This window comes from Coprococcus aceti, from assembly GCF_025567285.1.
GTDB classification, from domain to species: domain Bacteria; phylum Bacillota; class Clostridia; order Lachnospirales; family Lachnospiraceae; genus Coprococcus; species Coprococcus aceti.
The window spans coordinates 24615-46676 of the sequence record NZ_JAOQJT010000013.1 but is presented as its reverse complement, the minus strand read 5'-3'; the positions used below and the strand labels follow the sequence as shown (position 1 = coordinate 46676).

The following is a 22062-nucleotide window of genomic DNA, read 5'->3' as shown; positions in this document are numbered from 1 at the left end:
ACATCTCTTTTTGTTTTCGACATATTTTGACACTACATATCAGATTATAACACACAGACGGGAAAATAGAAGAAAAACTCCTGATGCCAGCGATAACTGACACCAGGAGTCCTCCCCTTTATCTTGAGCACCATAATAAGCACCCAACCCACTATATATGTTGTACTATGCATCTCTATCGGCTACACATATTCTACAGTGTAAAATATGTTGTTCCACAATCCGCATGTTACTCTCTGTACATAAGGTAGCTGTACATATCTGCATAATCATGTCTCTCATTCTTGATGAAATCGATGGCTTCCCTTGGATGCTGATTCAGCATTCCGGTCAGCATGTATGGCACATCATAGCCCCATACTGCATCTCCCTTTGCCTTGAGCGGAACCATGTACTGCTCTATGAACTTCAAGATGTGGTACAGGTTGTACTTTGGATTTCTGAGGAATCCAAGAAGAAGCTCAAGCGCACAATTTCCTGCGCCCCTGCCCATACAGCTTACAGTTCCATCGAGCATGCTCGCACCACTCCTCATTGCCTCAACAGTGTTGGCATAGGCAAGCTTTAAGTTGTCGTGTGCATGTATTCCTATCTTCTTGCCATACTTCTCTCCAACTGCGACATATTTCTCCGCGAGTTTCTTGATCTGCTCAGGGTACAGTGAGCCGTAGCTGTCAACAATGTATATTCCATCTACATTGCTCTTACCAAGCAGCTCAAGGGCAAGATCGATATCCGACTCCTGATCCTTTGAAACTGCCATGATATTGCATGTAGTCTCGTATCCCTTTGCATGTGCATCCTCAATCATCTCGATGGCTGCAGGCATGGTGTTGATGTATGTCGCCACCCTCACCAGATCGATAACACTGTCGGCTCTGTCGATGATATCCTTCTTGTAGTCGCATCTTCCGACATCAGCCATAACTGAAATTTTCAGATCTGTATTGTTCTCTCCAACGATGGCTCTTATATCCTCCTCGTTGCAGAACTTCCATTTGCCGAATTTGTTCACATCAAACATTTCCTTGGAGGCCTTATAGCCGAATTCCATATAATCAACCCCCGCCTTGATGTTCGCTTCATAGAGGGCTCTTATAAACTCGTCAGTAAAATAGAAATCGTTGACAAGTCCTCCATCTCTTATTGTTGCGTCAAGTACCTGAATGTCAGGTCTGTAGGTGATCAGATCTCCGCCTATCATAATAGTGTCCTCCTTCTTGTTTTTTGTTTTGATTTTCTCCTCAGTTTTCTCGGTTTAAACTTACGTCACTTTAACGCGTTGGTGTATGTTAGTAACTTTATTTAGTATAGCACACAAATAAATTAATGCAAGGACTTTATTCAAAAATGCAATCTTTGGTGATTCTGTTTTTATCCTTTTTCGCAGGGAAAGCAAAGTCTTAGGATAATTTTATCCTAAACAAGCGAAATATAGCCCAAAAGATACAACTTTCTGGAACTTTGTATCTTTTAGGCCTAAATTGTTGATTTCTGGATAATTTTTAGCTCAGATCCTCGCCGTTAGTCTCGATGACCTTCTTGTACCAGTAGAAGGAATCCTTTCTGTATCTCGCAAGATCCTTCATGTCAAACTCATCTCTGTTGACATATATAAAGCCGTATCTCTTGGTGATTCCCTCGTGGGTGGACACGAGATCAATTGCTGACCAAGGACAGTAACCCATCATCTCTGCGCCCTCGTCTGCTGCCAGCTTGATCTGCTCTATATGCTTTCTTAAGTACTCTATACGATAGTCGTCGTGTACCTTGCCGTCCTCTGTGAGCTTGTCATATGCGCCAAGACCATTCTCTGTCACGATCATAGGAAGGTGATATCTGCTGTACATCTCTCTTATAGTTGCCCTGAAGCCGTCAGGGTCTATCTCCCAGCCAAACTCTGTGCGAAGAAGATTTGGATTTGGATACGCCTTGTATACCCCCGGCTCAATACCGGCTGATTGCTGATCCTTTTTTTCTGAGTCCGTCACAGCAACCGGGCTGTCATCCCACTCAACCGTTGCAGTGTTATAATAATTGAAACCTATAAAATCAGGCTTTGCCTGCGCCATGATATCCATATCTCCAGCCTCAATAACAGGGATAGCGTCATGCTCTTCAAGGAACTTCCACACCAGGTCGTTGTATCTTCCATACACTGCCATATCAAGGTAAAGCCAGTTTCTTATCGCGTTGAAGTTCTGTGCTGCCAGGACATCCTTCGGCTTACATGTGGCAGGATATACCAGTGAAATATTTGGTGCAGGACCAATCTTTGCACCAGGACACATCTCATGGAGAAGCTTCATGGCCTTTGCCTGAGCAAGGAGCATGTGGTGATTCTCCTGATAAAGCTTCTTGTATTTATTTGTCACGCCCTCCATGTTGCAGGTTCCGATCACGTCACCCACAAGTGTGAGCATGTTCTGCTCATTGATAGTCAGCCAGTACTTTACTCTGTCGCCATAATTTGTGTAGAGAAGCTTTGCAAATTCAACAAACTCGTCAACACTCTCTCTTCTCGACCAGCCACCTTTTTTCTCAAGAGCCGCAGGAAGATCAAAATGGAACATTGTGACAAGCGGCTCGATTCCGTACTTGAGGCACTCATTTATCACATTGTTGTAGAAGTCAATTCCCTCCTGGTTGACTCTGCCGGTTCCCTCTGGGAGGACTCTGCTCCACGCGATGGAGAATCTGAATGTCTTGAATCCCATCTCAGCCATGAGGGCTATGTCCTCTGCATATCTGTGATAAAAATCAGCACACACATCCAGCTCACTTGTTCCCGCTGGAACTGTCTTGATGTCCTGCACACTTGGGCCCTTGCCGTGTGACAGATTGGCGCCCTCAACCTGATATGCGCTTGTCGATGCTCCCCAGAGGAAATTCTCCGGAAGTCCATGTTTCTTTGTGATTATCATAATTTTCCCTCCATGGATTTACATTTTCAATAGTATTTATAAAAGAGATGAACCATCTGTTTCAGTTCATCTCCATCTTACGTTTGTTTTATTGCGATTTTATTTCACGCCCTCATACTTCTGCTTATAGTTGTACAACGCGCCAAGAAGATTCGAATCATTGCGGAACTTGCATGTGTCGATAACCATGCCATCGTAGGTCTTTGTAATCTTTCTTATCTTGTCCACATACTTCTTAACCCCCGGAACAAAGTTCGGATTGGCACTCATTCCACCTCCGATAAGTATGACATCCGGATCTATCGTCATGTACAGGTTACAGCAGAGCTTTGCTATGGAGAAGTATGAGTCCTCAACCATATCTATGATCTCCTGATTGCCCTCATCTATCCATTGATATACCATCTCACCGGTCACCTCTTCTGGCTTCATATGCATTATCTTGGATGCCTTGTATGTAATGGAGCTTGCAGTACATGTTGAGGTTACCATGAACGGGTTATATTCAAATGTCTCCTCAACAGTCAGCTCTTCACAGCATCTGACATTATCAGCTTCTTCCCTTGTCATGTTCATGAGGGCATATGACAATTCACCTGCCAGAAGTCTCTTGCCTCTGTGGATCTTTCTGTCAATGATTATTCCACCGCCGATTCCTGTACCCACGACAACGACTGCTGCATTTGTAGCCGTACTGGCATTGCCCAGCCACAACTCTGCGAGAGCCGCACATTTGCCATCGTTCTCAAGGGCTACAGACACACCGCCGCATGCCTCTGATATGAGATCACCAAGATGTGCACCATCAAGATACTTGATCCCGCCACCGCCGTACACTATGCCGCGCTCGACATCTATCTGTCCAGGAAGCCCCATGGCAATTCCTGTTATGTCACAGTCCAGTACCTTCTCGTCATACACCTTCTTGATCTGCGCCACAAATGCCGGAGTTCCAGCCTCGGCATATCTGTCGGTTGGAGTCTTACCCTTTCCCGATATATTGCCCTCATCGTCCATTAACGCATACTTTATAAATGTTGCCCCTACATCAAATACTAAATACATAAGTCCCTCCTGTTTTCTCATTACCCATTGTTTTTTCTTTCTATATATATTTTTATATTCACCTTGTCACTCTCGTTCTCTCCACTGCGTCCTTCCAGCCTGCAAGGAGCGTCTCCCTCTTATCCTCGGTTATCCCCGGCTCAAATCTTCTGTCGGCCTTCCAGTAGCCCTTGATCTCATCCAGACTGTCATAGTAGCCAACAGCAAGTCCAGCCAGATATGCAGCACCCAAAGCTGTTGTCTCCGTGATCACAGGCCGCACTATCTCGGCATTCTCTATATCTGCCTGGAACTGCATGAGGAAGTTGTTGGCACTTGCACCGCCGTCCACTCGAAGGCTTGTGATTGAAAGTCCTGCATCCATCTCCATAGCCGCAAGAACATCCGATGTCTCATATGCCAGCGATTCGACTGTCGCCCTGACAAAGTGCGCCTTATTTGTTCCCCTTGTAAGGCCGAACACTGCCCCTCTGGCGTACGCATCCCAGTAAGGAGCGCCAAGGCCAGTAAACGCAGGTACCACATATACACCATTACTGTCCGACACCGACAGAGCAATACGCTCAGTATCCGCCGCACTGTCTATGAGCTTCATCTCATCCCTGAGCCACTTGATAGCTGCTCCGGCCACGAACACACTTCCCTCAAGCGCATAGCTGACTTTTCCGTCAAGTCCTATGGCTATGGTGGTGAGAAGTCCCTGCTGCGAATCAACTGCCTTATCCCCCGTGTTCATGAGGAGGAAACAACCTGTTCCGTAGGTGTTCTTCACATCACCTGCCTCAAAGCAGCACTGTCCGAACAGCGCAGCCTGCTGATCTCCGGCAACTCCCGCTATAGGCACCTCGCCGCCAAATATCTCTCTGTCCGTGTATCCGTATATCTCACTGGAATTTCTCACTGCCGGAAGCATGCTCTCTGGGATGTTGAACTTTGCAAGCAATTCCTTGTCCCACTCCAGTGTATGAATGTTGAAAAGCATGGTACGCGATGCGTTTGTGTAGTCCGTTGCATGGACTCTTCCGCCCGTGAGCTTGTATATAAGCCATGTGTCAACAGTTCCGAACATCAGCTCCCCTGCCTCTGCGCGTTCCCTGGCTCCAGGCACATTATCAAGTATCCACTCTATCTTCGTTGCAGAGAAATACGGATCTACTATCAGTCCCGTTTTCTCTCTTATCACCTTGTCATATTCTTCAGCCTTAAGCTGCTCTATCCTGTCCGCAGTTCTCCTGCACTGCCACACTATGGCATGATACACCGGATTGCCGGTCTTTCGATCCCACACTATGGTTGTCTCTCTCTGGTTGGTGATTCCTATGGCGGCTATGTCCTCGGTGCGGATTCCCATGGTCTCCCTCGCCTCCATCATCACCGACATCTGGGTTGCCCATATCTCCATAGGGTCATGCTCCACCCATCCGTTATTCGGGAAATGCTGGGTGAACTCCTTCTGTTTCACTGAGCATATCCTGCCTTCCTTATCAAATATTATCGCCCTTGAGCTGGTCGTTCCCTGATCCAGCGCCATTATATAATCTGCCAAATTGCCCTCCTTCTGATTTACGGACGCTCGGCCCTAGTCATTTTTCAAATAATTCTCTCTCAGGTGTTCGTTCACCCTCTCAACCTCTGCCTTGAAGTCTCTTGAGGACATGCGGATCGCACCCTGGCCCATGGTGACTATCTGCTCCAGTCCGTCCGATGTGACCACAGTGACCTTGTGCTTTCTCGCAATCTCATGTGTGAGCTTTTCTATGTGCGCATCGGCGGTCTCGCCCTCTTTTGTGTACACAACCTCTATATCGTCATAAGGAAATCTCTCCCCCTTGTTGTCCTTCACCTTGTAGCCGTCAAATACCACTATCAGATGACAGTTCATATATCCCTGATAGTTCGACAGGATATCCATGAGTTTTCCTCTGGCGGAGTCTATGTTGTGCTCCGACAGTTCCCGAAGTGTATCCCACGCAAATATGACATTGTAGCCATCCACTATGACATAGTCCTCGCCACTCTTTCTGCGCTTGAATGCTCCAGGTGTTGCTATCCCTCTATCGGCTGGCCTGCTGCCCACAAGAGGCCCATTCCCGGGCTGCCTGTCTCTGGACTGACTCTTATTATACTGTCCATTTCCACGATATCCCGAACTTGGAGAACCTCCTGCCGTACCGTCTGCTGCACCAGCAGACGCGCCGCCCCCAGCCGTGCCTTCTGTCACACCACCGGCTGCTGTTCCATTTACCTTATACTCAGATGTAGTTCTCCTGAATCTTCCGTTCAGTGCCACATCCTTATCCTTGTAATCTCCGCCAAATGTCCTTGCAAATATCTCGCTGAGCTCCTCATCTGTTATGGACATCTCCGATACACTCTTTCCCGGCCTGTTCACCGGAATATCCATAGCATAGCCATCTTCCGTGTAGCCAAGCTGGCCCGAGATCTCAAATCCCGGATCCTCCTTCACATGCATGTTCTCATACACATCATACCAGTCCACCAGATAACCTGCACCGTGGGCACAGAATACCGATGAAGATGGATTAAACCTGTCTAGCTCAGGATCATAGTGTCTCTCAGCCAGAACCTCTTCGGTGTTGTGGCACGGCTGATAGCCGTCTATATCCACCTGAAGCCTGCCTGTACCTCTGGAAAATGCTGTGAGTTCACTGTAATACTCTCTCATGGTATATACCGGGGCATGTCCCGTGATGACTGTCGTCTCACCGGATATCTCCTGACCATCCATAGTTCCGCTCATTTTCACTATGTCTGCAAGAACCCTTCCGGCATACTCCTGTGGTACCTCTATTTTAAATGCATACACAGGTTCCAGCAAGACACTTTCCGCCATCATAAGGCCCTGTCTCACCGCCCTGTATGTCGCCTGTCTGAAATCTCCACCCTCAGTGTGCTTCTGATGTGCGCGCCCCGCAGTGATGCTTATCTTCATATCCGTGATTGGCGATCCCATAAGCACTCCCCTGAACTCACGCTCCTGAAGATGGGTGAGTATCAGTCTCTGCCAGTTCTTATCCAGTACATCCTCGCTGCAAATGCTGTCAAAGCACATTCCACTGCCATTTTCCATAGGTTCAAGCAACAAATGTACCTCTGCGTAGTGCCTGAGCGGTTCAAAATGTCCTACACCCATGACTGGAGCCGCGATCGTCTCCTTGTATGATATCCTGCCCTGTCCGTATGTGATGGCAATTCCAAACCTGTCTCTTACCATCTGAGCCACTACCTCAAGCTGTACCTGCCCCATGACCTTGATGTATATCTCTCCTGCGGTCTCATTCCACTGCACCTGGAGCTGGGGATCCTCTTCCTCAAGCAGTCTGAGCTTTGACACCATCGTGACCGCATCCACATCAGTCGGGTACATGACCTTATAGCTGAGAACCGGCTCCAGACTTGGGAGCTCTCCATCCGGACAGGCACCGATTCCCTGTCTGCCGTAGGTATTCACCAGTCCCGGAACAGCACAGACACATCCGGCGGGAACCTGGGTTACCATGTCGTACTTTGCACCGGAGTACACCCTTATCTGGTTGACCTTCTCATGGCTCTCCTCCCCCTGACTGTTTCTGAGCGTCAGCACATCCTTGAGCTTCAACACTCCTCCAGTGACCTTCATGTAGGTGAGTCTCTCGTCCTTATCGTCACGTCCTATCTTGAACACTCTGGCGCCAAATTCTTCCCCGCGCACAGGTTCCACTACATATCTGTTCATGCCGTCAAGAAGCTCTGACACGCCCTCATTCTTGAGTGCAGAGCCAAAGTAACATGGGAACAGCTTTCTGCCCGCAATGGCATTTACCACGTCCTGTTCATCATTTGCCCCAGTCTCAAGAAAATGTTCAAGCATGGCCTCATCGCACATGGCGATCTGCTCTCCTGAATCTTCACATAAAAAATCGACACAGCCATCACTCAGTCTGTGTCTGATATTGTCCATGAGGTAATCTCTGTCATAGCCAGTCATGTCCATCTTATTGACAAATATAAATACAGGAATCCCATATCTCTCAAGCAGCTTCCACAGGGTCTCAGTGTGGCTCTGCACTCCGTCCATGCCATTGATGACCAGAACCACATAATCAAGGACCTGCAATGTTCTTTCCATCTCTGTTCCGAAATCCACATGTCCCGGAGTGTCAAGCAAAGCTATATGCATATCAGCATATGCAAGCTCTGCCTGCTTGGAAAATATCGTGATCCCCCTGTCCTTTTCCTGACTGTCCGTATCTAGATATGTATCCTGATGATCCACCCGCCCAAGCTTTCTTATCTGTCCTGCCTGATATAGCATCGCCTCCGACAGGGTGGTCTTACCCGAATCAACGTGGGCCAGTATGCCCGCGACTATGTTCTTCATATGTATCTTTTTCCCTTCACCAGCCGATATATATCACCTGCCATGCATCTTGCTGACCATTGATATATATCGGTTCTTTATAAACTCATTTATCGGTTCAGCTATGAGTCTGTATCCGCCATGCTATCGCCATCCGGGATTCCCTGTTTTTCATTCTGCGCCGCCTTATATCTCTTGAACCTCTTGAAGAATATGGCTGTAAATGCACCTATGATAAAAGGGAACATGAATGTGGCAAATCTATAGAGAAGTGCCATGGCTCCGGCTGCAGCAGAACCAACAAGTCCCGAATAGATCGCTGTCATAACAAGCTCACTTGATCCGATTCCTCCCGGCATAGGAATGACTGCCGCCAGCATGACACTCATGGCTGTTATACCTATTGACGTGACAATATTCATATCACACAAGTTGTGACACACTATATAAGGTATGGCAAACCAGCACGCGAACTTGCATATATCAAGCAGCATGACTACCACTATAAGCCACGGTTTCTTAAGTACAACCCTGGTGGCATCCTCCATCATAGCTGTCTGCCCACTTAAACTGTCAATCTGCTTTGCAAATCGTCCTTTAAACAAAGCATCAGCTTTTTCAAGAAGCCATCTGAGGAATCTGTGAAACGGCGGCCAGCACGCAAAGAGCACTATCGCCATCGTTATGAGTATGGTCGCTATAACACCGAGGACAACATATGAACTGTATTTGCCAAACACTCCAAGCATATATTCTCTGTTCGCAAGAAACAATGCCACCGCCATAACACATATGGTCATCTTGTGTATCGCATAATCAATAGAGTACAGACCAAGCGCTTTCGACGGCTGTATTCCGCAGTGTTTCATGAACAATGTGGATGCCACTATGGTACCGCTCCCAAGGGTTGACACCCTGTAAAATGACACAAAATACGTCATAATATTTGCATCGAAAAATGTCATATTGTTCTCCACCTGTCGCATGAGGATAAACGTTATGCAGCTCTCTATCACTCCATATAAAAGCGTCGCTCCGAGAATAGCTGCCACAACCACAGGACTTGTCTTTACAAGCTGCGACATTATAGGGCCTGCCATGTCACGGAATACGTAAATGATAAGACCTACAAGTGCCAGAACGCACAACCATTTTATAAGTGTTTTCTGTCTATCTGATAGTTTTTTCATAGTCTTATATCCCTTTTCCCCTAATATCAATTCATTCAGATCAGTCTTATCCCAATCTGCCCACCATCTCAAATGTACCGGCAATTAGACTCTGCCATGCATACTGATCTCCTGTTTCGTACAATAGATTAACAAGCTAACGGAAAAAATACAAGCATATGTTATTTCATTCTGACATAATAGGTAGACTTGCCTGTACCGCCTCTGCCTATATCGCCCTCTTTTACGAGTTTTCTGAGTGCTCCCTCTACCGAACTGATGCTGAGAGACGGACAAAGTTCCATTATATCCTGCTTTGTAAACTTTCCTATTTTCAGCAGTATTGCTTTTCGCACCATCTCAATCGCCGGCAACTTTTCCTCTACGATTTCAAAGCGCTCCTCAAAATCCTTATAAGCAGCCAGTATTGTCCCAAGGAGATATTTTATAAACGGGATCACGTCCTCTGTGCCCTCGTGCCAGCCTGCCTGGGCTTTCCCAAGCGACTCATAATATAACTCCTTATTCCCCGCTATCTTTGCCTCAAGAGAAATATACTTTCCAACATAGAATCCACTTCTATATAGCAGAAGCGTTGTGAGCAGTCTGCTCATTCTGCCATTGCCATCATTAAACGGGTGTATGCACAGAAAATCATGTATGAAAACAGGAATGACGATCAGCGGCTCCACCTCGAAATTACCGATCACCCTGTTGTATTCCCCACATATCCTGTCCAGCGCTTCCGGTGTCTCAAATGGAGCCATCGGCGTGAACAGGACTTCCGTTTGCCCATCAGGATAAGTTGCGCTGATATAATTCTGCACCGTCTTTGTTCTTCCTGCAAATGGGTTATTCATATGACTGTACAACATCTTATGCAGCTGAAGTATATAATTCTGAGTTATAGGTATTGCATCAAAGCTTTCATGTATAACCCCCAGCACATCCCTGTAACCTGCTATCTCTTCCTCGGCTCTGTTCTTCGGTGTGGTCTTCTCCTCAACCAACTGCTTTATTCTTGTATTTGTTGTGACTATACCCTCTATGGCATTGGACGCCTCCGTGCTCTGGATCTTTGCTATCTCAACAAGCTTATCCAGTTCATCCGGACGCTGTCTTAAATACAGTTCCTGTTTACCTGCATATCTATATATTGCAGCTATGAGTCCAAGCACTTCAGAATCCCATTTTTCTTCTTTTATTTTACTGTAATTAAAAGTTCTCATTCCCTTAATTTGCTCCTTTTCCCTTAAATATTAGCACATTTTAAGGGAAAGTCAACCCAATTAAGGGCATTTCCCCTCAAAGTTCTATCAGTTTTAAGGTTATCCAATTGTATACTATTTATGCAGCTAATTAAGGGTACTTTCAAAAAAAGCCACCACATCAAAACACGATGTGGTGGCTTTTTCATATAAATTCTATATCACAGCAATTACTATATATCCATTTAGCCGAATAACGGAGTTGAGTAATATCTGTCTCCACTGTCTGGAAGAAGTACTACGATATTCTTGCCTGCATACTCAGGGCGCTCTGCGATCTGCTTTGCTGCAAAGTAAGCTGCACCTGATGAGATTCCTACGAGGATTCCCTCTGCTGATGCGATCTCCTTTGCTGCTACAAATGCGTCATCATTCTCAACGGCGATGATCTCGTCATATACCTTTGTGTTAAGTGTGTCAGGAACAAATCCTGCACCGATTCCCTGTATCTTGTGTGCTCCTGAAACGCCCTTTGAGAGGACTGGTGATGTGGCAGGCTCAACGGCGATGACCTTTACATCTGGATTCTTCTCCTTCAGATACTCGCCAACGCCTGTGATAGTTCCACCTGTTCCGATACCGGCTACAAATACATCTACCTTGCCGTCTGTATCCTCCCAGATTTCAGGACCAGTTGTGAGTCTGTGTGCCTTTGGATTGGATGGATTTACGAACTGTCCAGCTACAAAGCTGCCAGGGATCTCCTTTGAAAGCTCATCAGCCTTTGCGATGGCCCCCTTCATTCCCTTTGTTCCGTCTGTGAGAACTATCTCAGCACCGTATGCCTTGATGATGTTACGTCTCTCAACGCTCATGGTCTCAGGCATAACGATGATCGCCTTGTAACCCTTGGCTGTTGCTATGGATGCAAGACCGATACCTGTGTTACCTGATGTAGGCTCGATGATAGTTGCACCCGGCTTGAGTGTTCCATCCTTCTCAGCATCCTCGATCATCTGGAATGCGATTCTGTCCTTTACACTTCCTGCTGGGTTAAAGTACTCCAACTTCGCAAGGATATTTGCCTTGAGATCATTCTTCTTCTCTATGTTTGAAAGCTCCAGAAGTGGAGTCTTACCTATAAGCTCTGCTGCGCTCTTATAAATATTGCTCATTGTATAAAACCTCTCTTTCTAACTGCAAAATTTTAATATATGATTTGCGGTGCGAAAACCAAGTATATCTGTCGCAAGCCGCACCGCAAATATATTACTCCTGAATTGCCTTGAATGCCTCGTCAAGATCCTCGATGATATCGTCTATGTTCTCAGTACCGATTGAAAGTCTGATCGTGTTCTGCTTGATTCCCTGATCGATAAGCTCAGCCTCATTCAGCTCTGAGTGAGTTGTTGATGCCGGGTGGATAGCCAGTGACTTAACATCAGCGACATTTGCAAGAAGTGAGAATATCTCCAGATTGTCAATGAACTTCTTGGCTGTCTCTGCGTCACCCTTGATCTCAAATGTGAAGATTGAACCACCACCGTTAGGGAAGTACTTCTTGTACAGTCTCTGCTGCTCAGGATCTGTTGAAACTGAAGGATGGTTTACCTTCTCAACAAGTGGATGATTGTTCAGGTACTCAACTACCTTGAGTGCATTTGATACATGTCTCTCAACACGGAGTGACAGTGTCTCAAGTCCCTGAAGGAATATCCATGAGTGTATTGGTGAGATCGTAGCACCTGTGTCACGGAGGAGAATAGCTCTGATCCTTGTGACAAATGCTGCAGGACCTGCTGCGTCTACAAAGCTTACACCGTGGTAGCTCTCATTTGGCTCAGTGAGCTGTGGGAACTTGCCTGATGCCTTCCAGTCGAAGTTACCGCTGTCGATGATGACACCACCGATAGTTGTTCCGTGTCCACCAATGAACTTTGTCGCTGAGTGAACTACGATGTCCGCACCGTACTCGATAGGTCTTACAAGGTATGGTGTTGCAAATGTGCTGTCGATAACAAGCGGAATCTTGTGTGCGTGAGCGATCTTTGCTATTGTCTCGATATCTGAAACCTCTGAGTTAGGATTTCCAAGGACCTCAATGTAGAGGGCCTTTGTGTTCTCCTGGATAGCATCCTCAAATGCCTGTGGATCAAGTGGATCAACGAATGTTGTATCTACATTGTAATCCTTGAGTGTATGTGCAAGGAGATTGTATGTTCCGCCGTAGATATTCTTTGCTGCTACGATGTGGTCTCCTGCAAGTGCAAGGTTCTGAATTGTATATGTAACTGCTGCTGCGCCTGAGCCAACTGCCAGTGCTGCAACGCCACCCTCGAGGGCCGCGATTCTTCTCTCAAATACATCCTCTGTTGGATTTGTAAGTCTTCCGTAGATGTTGCCGGCATCCTTGAGTGCGAATCTGTCAGCTGCATGCTGTGAGTTGTGGAATACGAATGATGATGTCTGGTAGATTGGTACCGCTCTTGCATCCGTAACCGGGTCTGCTGTCTCCTGTCCTACGTGTAACTGTAATGTCTCAAACTTTAAATTTCTCTCTGCTCTTGTCTTCTTTGCCATGATCTTATTCTCCTTAAATTCAAATATTTTATCTGTCATGCGCACCTGCCCATTCATCTTGTCATGTATATGAGCTCATGTGGCATTATACTCTTCTTTATTATTCTCTGTCTATTATGTATGATCTGTTATTTATATCTGTGTCATGATTATTTGTTCTGTGTTCGCTTTAACAGCAGCAACACATGACTTCTATGCAACACATTCGTCTGTCTTCATTAAGGTACTGCGGTTTAAATGTCCTTCCCAGCATATCAACACCTCTTTCTCGATTTTCGTCTTTGAACTTTGACTTGATCGTATCATTTCTGTGATTATTTTTACTTTTCACAGAATTCCTACTCGGAAACTATGAATTAAGCATAGCTGTATATTACAGCCTAATTCCCACTTTGTCAATAGGTTTTTTATGAATTATCTTGATTGTTTTTTTTCAGATGTTATAATAGACGTGTAAATGATGTGAAATCATCAGTAAATACAGGCATTTGGGAGGTTTATATTATGAAAGTATCCACAAAAGGGCGTTACGCTCTGCGTTTTCTTATAAATATAGCATCGAGGACAGACGGCAAGCCAGTGAGCATCAAGGATGTTGCCGCACAGGAGGAAATATCCGAGAAATACCTTGAGCAGATCACTTCTGTGCTGAACTCCGGCGGGCTGGTGAAGAGCACCAGAGGTCCACAGGGAGGTTATCTTCTCCGAAAAGCCCCTGAAGACATAACAGTTGGAATGGTTTTAAGGCTCACTGAGGGCGGCATATCTCCTGTTGCGTGCCTTGATGCAGATGAATTCCAGTGCGAACGCGAGGCAAGATGCTCCACCATAGGTCTCTGGCGCAGACTGGACAAAGCGATCCGGGACGTGGTAGACACCACCACCATCGCTGACCTTGTGGCAGAAAGACCTGAGGCGGCAGATAACTATTGCATTTAAATCATATATACATGCTTTTGTTATATTTTTTATACTTTTGACTTCAACAGCCGTATGACTTTCTCAACATACGGCTTTACACCATCCCCAGGGAACACATCTTCCGGCATCTCAAATCCGTGTTCCTCACGATACATATAATACCTGTTATCTATGTATTCACCATATTTTTCACAGAGATCATATACCTCCATGGTTCCGAAATCATCCAGCATCGTCACCGTCTTCACAAGTATGCTGTCACAGAAATCCTCGGCTATCTCCTCCACACCCATACACAACATTTCCTCGGTGGGGCTTTTTTTATCTATGGAATATATCTGATCCATATACAGCATTTCACCACTTCCCAGATCAATACTGCCAGCATCACCATCTATAGACCAGACCCTCGCATTATATTCCTTTGTCAGCTTTTCGCCTCTAAAATTCCAATATTTGATACTGGCCAGCTCTTCGCCTTCGGTGACAAGCTCAAAGCTGTTCTCCATACACATCAGAACTTCGCCATCAATTCTCTTGTTATGCTTTTCTCTATCCTGGTGAAATTTCAGCCGGTGATTATACAAGTCCTCAGCGTTTTCTATGAATCTCGTAACGCATGTATACAGACTGCGGATATCCTCCCTGTTCAGGCCGGTCAAACGGTAAAATTGAGCAATCCCAGAATCCACACCACAATTTGTTCCTACCTCCAGCTCATACCGGTTCGGCGTGTCACACTCCGGGTATCTCTTTATCCTTCTGAGAACATATCCATCCTCCACATATGTCCCCTCCGTCCCAAGACACAGCACTTTTTCATACGGATCACCGCTATTATTCCTAACGATCTGGGCATCTTCCATGTCTGAATCAAGTATAGTCCGTATATCCGCCTTAAGCTGCCTGACATTCGGAAAGTCGTATGCCGATGCATTTATCAAAGTCTCCCACTCATCTCTATCGCTTTCTTCGTTATCTGCCTTCTTATCATTTTCTGTATTTTCCCGGTCATTTCTCTTGCATACAAGGAGCTGCATATGATAGTCAAATGACAGTATTTTATTCTCACCATTCTCAATGTCGAGTATATTATCTCCGTTCACTGCCTCCATATCCGGGCGTGTATAACAGAGCTTATATGTGCCATTCGTCCAGCAGAAAATGTCGTTAAAAAGATGACTGAGATAATCATCGTCATGCTCGCAGCCACTCTCACGTATAAACTTATATCCCTGTCTCATATCCTATGCCTCCTCACATTAAGCATTTATTGACAAAAAAATAATACCCTGTCCTTTCGGACAGGGTAAGTGAACCTGTGGTGTAAAATTTTCACTCTTACTTGTGAGCCATTGTCTTGATCTCTGTGTCGATCTTCTGTACGAACTCGTCAAGTGGAAGAACTGTTGTGTCAGCCTCACCGTGAAGTCTGTATGATACTGTTCCGTTCTCAGCCTCATTGAATCCGATTACGAGAAGGTATGGAACCTTCTGAACCTGACCCTCACGCATACGATAACCAAGCTTCTCTGCTCTGTCGTCGAGCTCTACACGAACGTCGATGGCATCAAGGGCATCAACAACCTTATGAGCATAAGCCATGAGATCCTCGTTGTCTGTCTTGACAGGCATAACTCTTACCTGTACAGGTGCAAGCCATGTTGGAAGATTGCCCTTTGTCTCCTCAAGGATGTAAGCCATGAATCTGTCGAGAGATCCAAGGATAGCTCTGTGGAGAACTACAGGTGTCTTCTTCTCGCCGTCCTTGTCGATATACTTCAGATCGAACTTAGCTGGCAGACAGAAGTCGAGCTGACATGTCGAGAGTGTATACTCATTTCCTACGGCCGGCTTAACATTTACATCAAGCTTTGGTCCGTAGAATGCAGCCTCACCGATCTCCTCTGTGTAATCGATTCCTATATCATCAAGAACTTTTCTAAGTGCATTCTCTGCTTTGTTCCACATCTCATCGTCATCGTGATACTTTACCTTGTCCTCTGGGTCACGGAGTGACAGTACGCATCTGTAATCTGTGATTCCGAAATCCTTGTATGTGTCAAATATGAGCTTAACAACTCCTGCAAACTCTTCCTCGATCTGGTCTGGTGTCACAAATATATGTGAATCGTTCTGACAGAAGTGTCTTCCTCTCTCAATACCCTTGAGTGTACCACTTGCCTCAAATCTGAAGTCGTGTGCGATCTCAGCGATCCTGATAGGAAGATCCTTATATGAGTGCATCTTGTTTGCATATATCATCATGTGGTGTGGGCAGTTCATTGGACGAAGTACAAATGACTCTCCCTCCATCTCCATTGCCGGGAACATGTTGTCCTTGTAGTGATCCCAGTGACCTGATGTCTTGTAGAGGTTTACTGTACCTACACAAGGTGTCATAACGTGGAGATAGCCAAGCTTTCTCTCCTTGCGCTTGATGTAGTTCTCAAGCTCCTGCCATACTGTATATCCCTTTGGAAGGAACATTGGAAGTCCACGTCCTACGAGGTCATCAACCATGAAGAGCTGCATGTCCTTGCCGATCTTTCTGTGGTCTCTCTCCTTAGCCTCTTCAAGTAACTGAAGATGCTCCTCAAGCTCCTCCTTTGTAGGGAAGCACACACCATATATTCTCTGAAGAACCTTGTTCTTGCTGTCGCCCTTCCAGTAAGCTCCTGAATGTCTGATGAGCTTAAAGTTACGGCAAAGCTTTACATTGTCTACGTGAGGTCCACGGCAGAGGTCTGTGAAATCACCCTGCTCATAGCATGTGATCGTTCCATCCTCAAGTCCATTTATAAGATCGAGCTTGTACTCGTCATCCTTGAACATCTCAAGAGCTTCTTCCTTGGATATCTCCTTGCGGATGATCTTCTTGCCGCTCTTGGCAACCTTCTTCATCTCTTTCTCGATGGCTGCGAGATCTTCCTCGCCTCTGATAACGTCATCGCCGAGATCTACATCGTAGTAGAATCCTTCTGCAACTACCGGTCCTACCCAGAACTTTGCCTGTGGGTACAGATGCTTGATAGCCTGTGCCATAAGATGTGCACAGGAATGATTCAGTGTCTTAAGCTGTTCGTCTTCTTTGAAATTAACCATGTCAGTTCTCCTTCTTACTTCTTATAAAGTGAAAATAAATTGCATGTAACAACAAAAAAGCACCCCTAGATATAATCTATCTAAGGGTGCGTATGCACGTTTCCACCTTAACTTTTAACTCAATTATGCCTTTAACGCAGCTACGCGGTGACGCTTATATCGCGCACGGCTCGGGAGTGGTCTTCATGTGATATATCATAAGCTGCTCCCACCATATGTTCTGGCTCACGTCTGATTCATATCTGAGTCCGATTCACATATGCAGCTCTCTCTGGATGCATCCACCACACTACTCTTTCCGTCTATGCCTTTATCTTATCTGCCACCTAGTGTAGCACGATATATTTTTTTTCACAATAGTATTTTTTATTTTTTTGCCTTTATTTTTTCAACCATTTTCAGCCTTTTTCAGCCAATCAAACAGCCAACAGACTTCTCTCTACCTCATCTCCATGGAAAGACTCATATCCTGGCCGTCCACCATAAGAGTTCCCATGCTGCCGCATACCACAGGCATCATCGGTGACAGATGTCCGAGATCCACATCCATCACGACAGGCACATTGTATTTTCCTATGATCCCCAGCACAGCCTGATACTGGTCAAGGCCCATCATCTCCTGTCCGAACTGCAGCGGTCTGCCGATCATAAAGCCCTTACAGTATCTGAACCATCCGCCGTTGTCCATCTGCCACATGGCTCGTCTTATGGACATGACGTTCAGATCACAGGACTCGAGGAACCAGATAAATCCATCATCCTTATATCTCTCAAGGAATTCGCCAACATGGTCAAACTTTGTTCCTATAAGGTTCACCAGACAGTCCATGCAGCCGCCTATCATTCGCCCGCTCACCTGGAACTTCTCAGGATAGCCCTTTATCACTCTTGGCTCTGTGATGTTGTATGGCAGGAATGGATGTTCCTCATCCCTGAGGGATTCCTTCTCCCATCCGTCATATCCGGCAAATGACAGTTTCTGTCCCTGAAGGACCGCCATAGCATCCGCAACTGATCGGTGCCACGGCTCTTGTCCAAATGCCGCCGCACACGGACCATATATGGACGCCGTATCGCACAATGTCGTGAGCAGGAATGTGAGATTTGTGTTGTCCGAATATCCCATAAACCACTTCGGATCTGCTGCCCTCAGTCTGTCAAAATCAACATAGTTAAGTATCTCGCACATGAGCTCACCGCCGCCGCAGGATATGAGTGCATCGTTCTTCTCCGATGTGTAATAGTCATTTATCTCCTGACCGCACAGCTCCGGCTTGTTGCTGATTCCTATGCCCTCACCGGTATAACAATTTGGCCCGATCTGTATACCAAAACCCATATTCCTGAAGTTCTCCTGCGCTCTGCCAAATGCAGTCTTATACGGCTCTGTATCACAGCCAAATGATGGCGCAACGAAACCTATCGCATCGCCCCTTTTTATAAATTTCGGAAATCTCATATATCATACACAGGTATTTCCTGCTTACCTCCTTCTTATCGTTTTATCATATTCAGCCATCCGGTCCAAATCTCCAGACATCATAGATTTCTACATCAGTTTTAATATCCACTCCACCACGAACACGGTCACACATGCCGCAGCAGCGACAACTATAAGTCCCTTCTGCTTTATTCCCAGTATGAGTGCAACCGCAAATCCACACACAGCGCTTATAATACTCTCCGTACTGTATAAAATGGACGGAAGTGTCAGCGCCGTGAGACATGAATACGGCACATAATATAGAAATGAATTGACAAATCTGTTCTCTATCTTCTTGCGGAACGCCACCAGCGGCACCATTCTTATGAGGTAGGTGACGACCGCCATGGTTATTATATATATGTATATATTCATCACTGCACCTCCTTTTTCTCAGCAGTTCCCACTGGGAAGAATATAGCCCCTATCACAGAGGCTGCCACCGTGCTTATTATTATGGCAATTCCAGTCGATATAAACTTGAATATCGGAACGTAATACAACACGCATGATATGGCAGCAGCCACAAGTGCCACTACGGCAACCGGTCTGGACTTCCTGGCAACCGGCATGACTATGGCGACGAACATTCCGTAGAGTGCCAGACTGAGTGCGCTGCTGATTGACTTTGGAAGAAGTCCTGAGGCAATCGCACCGAACAGGGTTCCGCCTGTCCAGCCGACTATCGGAAGGAGCTGAAGTCCTATCATATACCCAAATGTCAATTCCTTCACATGGCCCATCGCCACCGCAAATATCTCGTCAGTATTTGCAAATGCGATTACGAGCCTCTCCTTGATTCCAACTGCCTCCCCAAGCTTCTGTGAAAGTGACAGGCTCATGAGAGAATATCTCAGATTGATTATGAACTGGGTGAGTATCATCTCAACCAGCGTTCCCCCTGCAAGGATAATCTTGAGTCCTGCAAACTGTCCCGCACTGGTTACATTTGTCAGGCTTATGATGACCGCCTGAAAACTTGTGAGTCCGCCCTTTACCGCCAGCAGACCAAAACTAAAACTTACTGCGAAATACCCCAGTGCTATCGGTATTCCATCCTTTAACCCTTTTCTAAATTCCATCTTAAATACTACTTCTTTCGTGACAAATTATGTTATCTCTTCCTTCTGCGTCCTCCGCAGTCGTAACACTTTACATACTTCCACACAAATCTGTCCTTGAACCCAAGGCCAAGATATGTGTATGCCCTTACCTTTGTATACAGCTTTCTGGCAGCCGCGATCTGCCTGTCATCCGGCTCAACGCGTCCGTATACAGCAGCCTGAACCCATTTTATAAACTCTGTGAACTCATCGCCCTTTATAAAGCTGCACGACTCCGTGACAGTGTCGGCATACTCCGTGTCGTTCTCACTGACGTTCTCTATGGCACCAGAAAACACCATCATATCATACATCGCCGTGGACATCTCGTATATAGCTGATATCCTGTTTCTTCCCACAAGCCTGCGTCTCCTGCGCGCAACTATCGTCCTTCTTCTGAAGATGACTGCGCCCCACAATATCAGTATCACGGCAAGCACAACAACGACTGTTCTGAACACTCTGTTCTGTACAAGCTCCGACAGACCATCCCCGGCATCCCCTGGTGATCCCGACTGCGCATCTCCACTGCCATCATTCGGGACATCTACCTGATTGCCATTTTCTCCTGTGCCATTTGAAGAATCACCATCCGTCTCCGTAGTGACTTCTGTATTCTCTGACATCTGGGTTGTCGAATCAGTTGTCGCCTCCGTTGTTACATCCGGACTTGAAGTCTCCTCAGAAGTCTCCGGCTCCTCTGTATCATCCGATGAATTGTCCGCAGTATTATCACCGCTGTAATCCGGTTCCTTCGGTATCCCCAAAGTATCCGCCCTGTCTCCAAGCGGTGTGGCATCCACGATCACCCAATCACCGGCATCCTCACTGTACGCTTCAATCCACGCATGACTGTATTTATCCAGAACCACCGCACGGTATGTTCCATCCGACTGCTTTATCCACGCAGACGACGGCACCACATAACCTGTATTATACACGGTGGAGATTCCCAGTATCCTGAAGCCCACCGCCGCCGCAGAAGCAAAGTGAACACAATATCCCTCATGAACGTCATACATCGCACTGTTGACCGGATCCTCACCCTCGGTAAATTTCTTTGGTGCTGTGGTATATGACATATGCTGTCTTATATATGTCACCAATTTGTCCATGACCTCATTGGAAAACTTCTTATCTGGCGCATATCCCTGTATCTCTGATTCGTATCTTGCAAATGTATCCTTATCATAATACACCATGACCTCATCATCAGGGCTGTGTCCATCCGCCCTTCCGTGCCACGACCCATTCTCATATGTAACATAGCTTCTCGACTTGACGTAGAGATTTCCCTGAGGCTTATCCTCCCTGATTATCTCATCCACAACTTCATCACCGGGATTGACCTCAGAATCATCCACCTTATAGTAACCTGAATATCCTTTGTTACTTTCCCCCGACAGAAAATATTCCATGTTGTCCACCATGTCGAGCAGTTTCCCTTGTTCCTTCACACCTCTGTCGTATACGCTGTCATATACAAGAAGGGTGACAACAAGGCACGCGGCAAATACCGTCACAGGAACTGCAATGTTCCACACCACCGACAGCGGCTGTCCCATTCTCATGAGAACATATCTCGCCACGATAAGTGACAATACAGTAAGCACTACTCCGGGTGCACTCACAGGTACACTGAGTGTTGCGCCAGCAAGCATAAACAAAAATGCAAGTCCGATAGCTATCATCAGACTGTTACACCTGTATATCATATAAGTGGCAAAGAACATTGACACCGCCACTATAAAAAGCACAAATTCCGTCACAGCACTCACGCTGACATAGTCAAGATCTATGAGTCCTGTCTTTATCCCATAAACCTTTTTCAGATCATATGCTATGCTGTATACCATGCCCTTTCCTCCGGCATAGAGCAGCTTTCTTCTGGCAAGCCCCCAACCCAGCAACACAGTAACCGGAACCACAATATCCAGTATCCTCTGTTCTTTTCTCAAAATGTACCACAGAGAATAAACCAGTGCTATCACCAGACTTCCTATGATATACGCACCCACAAGATTGGTGGAGTCCATATATTTATTTATATCCGAGCTGTATGCGATATCGCCCACAAGGTATGTCATACCAAGCGACAACGCCCATACAGCCAGTCCCAAAACAACTCTCAATTCCACACCTCT

The 22062-nt window shown here is 46.1% G+C and carries 16 protein-coding genes; 1 reads left to right on the top strand and 15 read right to left on the bottom strand.

The features are described 5' to 3' along the window. Positions 1-229 precede the first annotated feature (229 nt). From OCV54_RS13615 to OCV54_RS13575, 9 genes are all read right to left on the bottom strand, one after another. Complete coding sequence (locus OCV54_RS13615; protein ID WP_015534020.1) at positions 230-1204, bottom strand: aldolase catalytic domain-containing protein; 975 nt, start codon at positions 1202-1204, stop codon at positions 230-232. Between the two features lie 301 nt (positions 1205-1505). Then, positions 1506-2924, bottom strand: coding sequence for a glycoside hydrolase family 1 protein (locus OCV54_RS13610; protein WP_055224569.1), 1419 nt, complete (start codon positions 2922-2924; stop codon positions 1506-1508). Between the two features lie 99 nt (positions 2925-3023). Then, a complete protein-coding gene (locus tag OCV54_RS13605) occupies positions 3024-3989 on the bottom strand; it encodes an ROK family protein (RefSeq protein ID WP_015534022.1) in 966 nt (321 codons plus the stop codon). Between the two features lie 58 nt (positions 3990-4047). Beyond that, positions 4048-5535: a glycerol kinase GlpK gene (gene glpK / locus OCV54_RS13600; protein WP_055224567.1), complete on the bottom strand. Its 1488-nt coding sequence runs from the start codon at positions 5533-5535 to the stop codon at positions 4048-4050. A 33-nt stretch (positions 5536-5568) separates the two neighbouring features. Continuing rightward, positions 5569-8370 (bottom strand): translation factor GTPase family protein, encoded by a 2802-nt coding sequence (locus OCV54_RS13595; protein WP_055224565.1) that lies wholly within the window; start codon positions 8368-8370, stop codon positions 5569-5571. A 101-nt stretch (positions 8371-8471) separates the two neighbouring features. Further along, a complete protein-coding gene (locus OCV54_RS13590) occupies positions 8472-9539 on the bottom strand; it encodes a lysylphosphatidylglycerol synthase transmembrane domain-containing protein (RefSeq protein WP_156327938.1) in 1068 nt (355 codons plus the stop codon). 161 nt (positions 9540-9700) lie between these two features. Next, complete coding sequence (locus tag OCV54_RS13585) at positions 9701-10747, bottom strand: Fic family protein (RefSeq protein ID WP_015534024.1); 1047 nt, start codon at positions 10745-10747, stop codon at positions 9701-9703. Positions 10748-10971: 224 nt separating this feature from the next. After that, positions 10972-11901, bottom strand: a complete 930-nt coding sequence (gene cysK, locus OCV54_RS13580) for a cysteine synthase A (RefSeq protein WP_015534025.1) — start codon at positions 11899-11901, stop codon at positions 10972-10974. A 94-nt stretch (positions 11902-11995) separates the two neighbouring features. Next, the gene (locus tag OCV54_RS13575) at positions 11996-13306 is read right to left on the bottom strand and encodes an O-acetylhomoserine aminocarboxypropyltransferase/cysteine synthase family protein (RefSeq protein ID WP_022058096.1); all 1311 of its coding nucleotides are present in this window, start codon (positions 13304-13306) and stop codon (positions 11996-11998) included. A 504-nt stretch (positions 13307-13810) separates the two neighbouring features. Between OCV54_RS13575 and OCV54_RS13570 the strand changes: the two genes are divergently transcribed. Further along, a complete protein-coding gene (locus tag OCV54_RS13570; RefSeq protein WP_015534027.1) occupies positions 13811-14245 on the top strand; it encodes an RrF2 family transcriptional regulator in 435 nt (144 codons plus the stop codon). Between the two features lie 29 nt (positions 14246-14274). Here the strand turns inward: OCV54_RS13570 and OCV54_RS13565 are convergent, their stop codons facing one another. From OCV54_RS13565 to OCV54_RS13540, 6 genes are all read right to left on the bottom strand, one after another. Next, entirely contained in the window at positions 14275-15471 is a 1197-nt protein-coding gene (locus OCV54_RS13565) for a hypothetical protein (protein WP_055224563.1), read from the bottom strand. 97 nt (positions 15472-15568) lie between these two features. Then, positions 15569-17332 (bottom strand): threonine--tRNA ligase, encoded by a 1764-nt coding sequence (gene thrS, locus OCV54_RS13560; protein ID WP_022216928.1) that lies wholly within the window; start codon positions 17330-17332, stop codon positions 15569-15571. A gap of 439 nt (positions 17333-17771) precedes the next feature. After that, a complete protein-coding gene (locus OCV54_RS13555) occupies positions 17772-18791 on the bottom strand; it encodes a S66 family peptidase (RefSeq protein ID WP_055224561.1) in 1020 nt (339 codons plus the stop codon). A 90-nt stretch (positions 18792-18881) separates the two neighbouring features. Then, the gene (locus tag OCV54_RS13550) at positions 18882-19190 is read right to left on the bottom strand and encodes an AzlD domain-containing protein (protein ID WP_004851383.1); all 309 of its coding nucleotides are present in this window, start codon (positions 19188-19190) and stop codon (positions 18882-18884) included. Next, positions 19190-19897: an AzlC family ABC transporter permease gene (locus OCV54_RS13545; RefSeq protein WP_055224559.1), complete on the bottom strand. Its 708-nt coding sequence runs from the start codon at positions 19895-19897 to the stop codon at positions 19190-19192. Before OCV54_RS13545 ends, OCV54_RS13550 begins: the two co-directional genes overlap by 1 nt. 32 nt (positions 19898-19929) lie before the next feature. Further along, positions 19930-22050, bottom strand: a complete 2121-nt coding sequence (locus tag OCV54_RS13540; RefSeq protein WP_055224557.1) for a transglutaminase-like domain-containing protein — start codon at positions 22048-22050, stop codon at positions 19930-19932. Positions 22051-22062 lie beyond the last annotated feature (12 nt).

Coding starts and splice junctions, on each gene's coding strand:
- OCV54_RS13615 (WP_015534020.1), bottom strand. CDS start 1,204: ATGATAGGCGGAGATCTGATCACCTACAGACCTGACATTCAGGTACTT.
- OCV54_RS13610 (WP_055224569.1), bottom strand. CDS start 2,924: ATGATAATCACAAAGAAACATGGACTTCCGGAGAATTTCCTCTGGGGA.
- OCV54_RS13605 (WP_015534022.1), bottom strand. CDS start 3,989: ATGTATTTAGTATTTGATGTAGGGGCAACATTTATAAAGTATGCGTTA.
- OCV54_RS13595 (WP_055224565.1), bottom strand. CDS start 8,370: ATGAAGAACATAGTCGCGGGCATACTGGCCCACGTTGATTCGGGTAAG.
- OCV54_RS13590 (WP_156327938.1), bottom strand. CDS start 9,539: ATGAAAAAACTATCAGATAGACAGAAAACACTTATAAAATGGTTGTGC.
- OCV54_RS13585 (WP_015534024.1), bottom strand. CDS start 10,747: ATGAGAACTTTTAATTACAGTAAAATAAAAGAAGAAAAATGGGATTCT.
- cysK (WP_015534025.1), bottom strand. CDS start 11,901: ATGAGCAATATTTATAAGAGCGCAGCAGAGCTTATAGGTAAGACTCCA.
- OCV54_RS13575 (WP_022058096.1), bottom strand. CDS start 13,306: ATGGCAAAGAAGACAAGAGCAGAGAGAAATTTAAAGTTTGAGACATTA.
- OCV54_RS13570 (WP_015534027.1), top strand. CDS start 13,811: ATGAAAGTATCCACAAAAGGGCGTTACGCTCTGCGTTTTCTTATAAAT.
- OCV54_RS13565 (WP_055224563.1), bottom strand. CDS start 15,471: ATGAGACAGGGATATAAGTTTATACGTGAGAGTGGCTGCGAGCATGAC.
- thrS (WP_022216928.1), bottom strand. CDS start 17,332: ATGGTTAATTTCAAAGAAGACGAACAGCTTAAGACACTGAATCATTCC.
- OCV54_RS13555 (WP_055224561.1), bottom strand. CDS start 18,791: ATGAGATTTCCGAAATTTATAAAAAGGGGCGATGCGATAGGTTTCGTT.
- OCV54_RS13550 (WP_004851383.1), bottom strand. CDS start 19,190: ATGAATATATACATATATATAATAACCATGGCGGTCGTCACCTACCTC.
- OCV54_RS13545 (WP_055224559.1), bottom strand. CDS start 19,897: ATGGAATTTAGAAAAGGGTTAAAGGATGGAATACCGATAGCACTGGGG.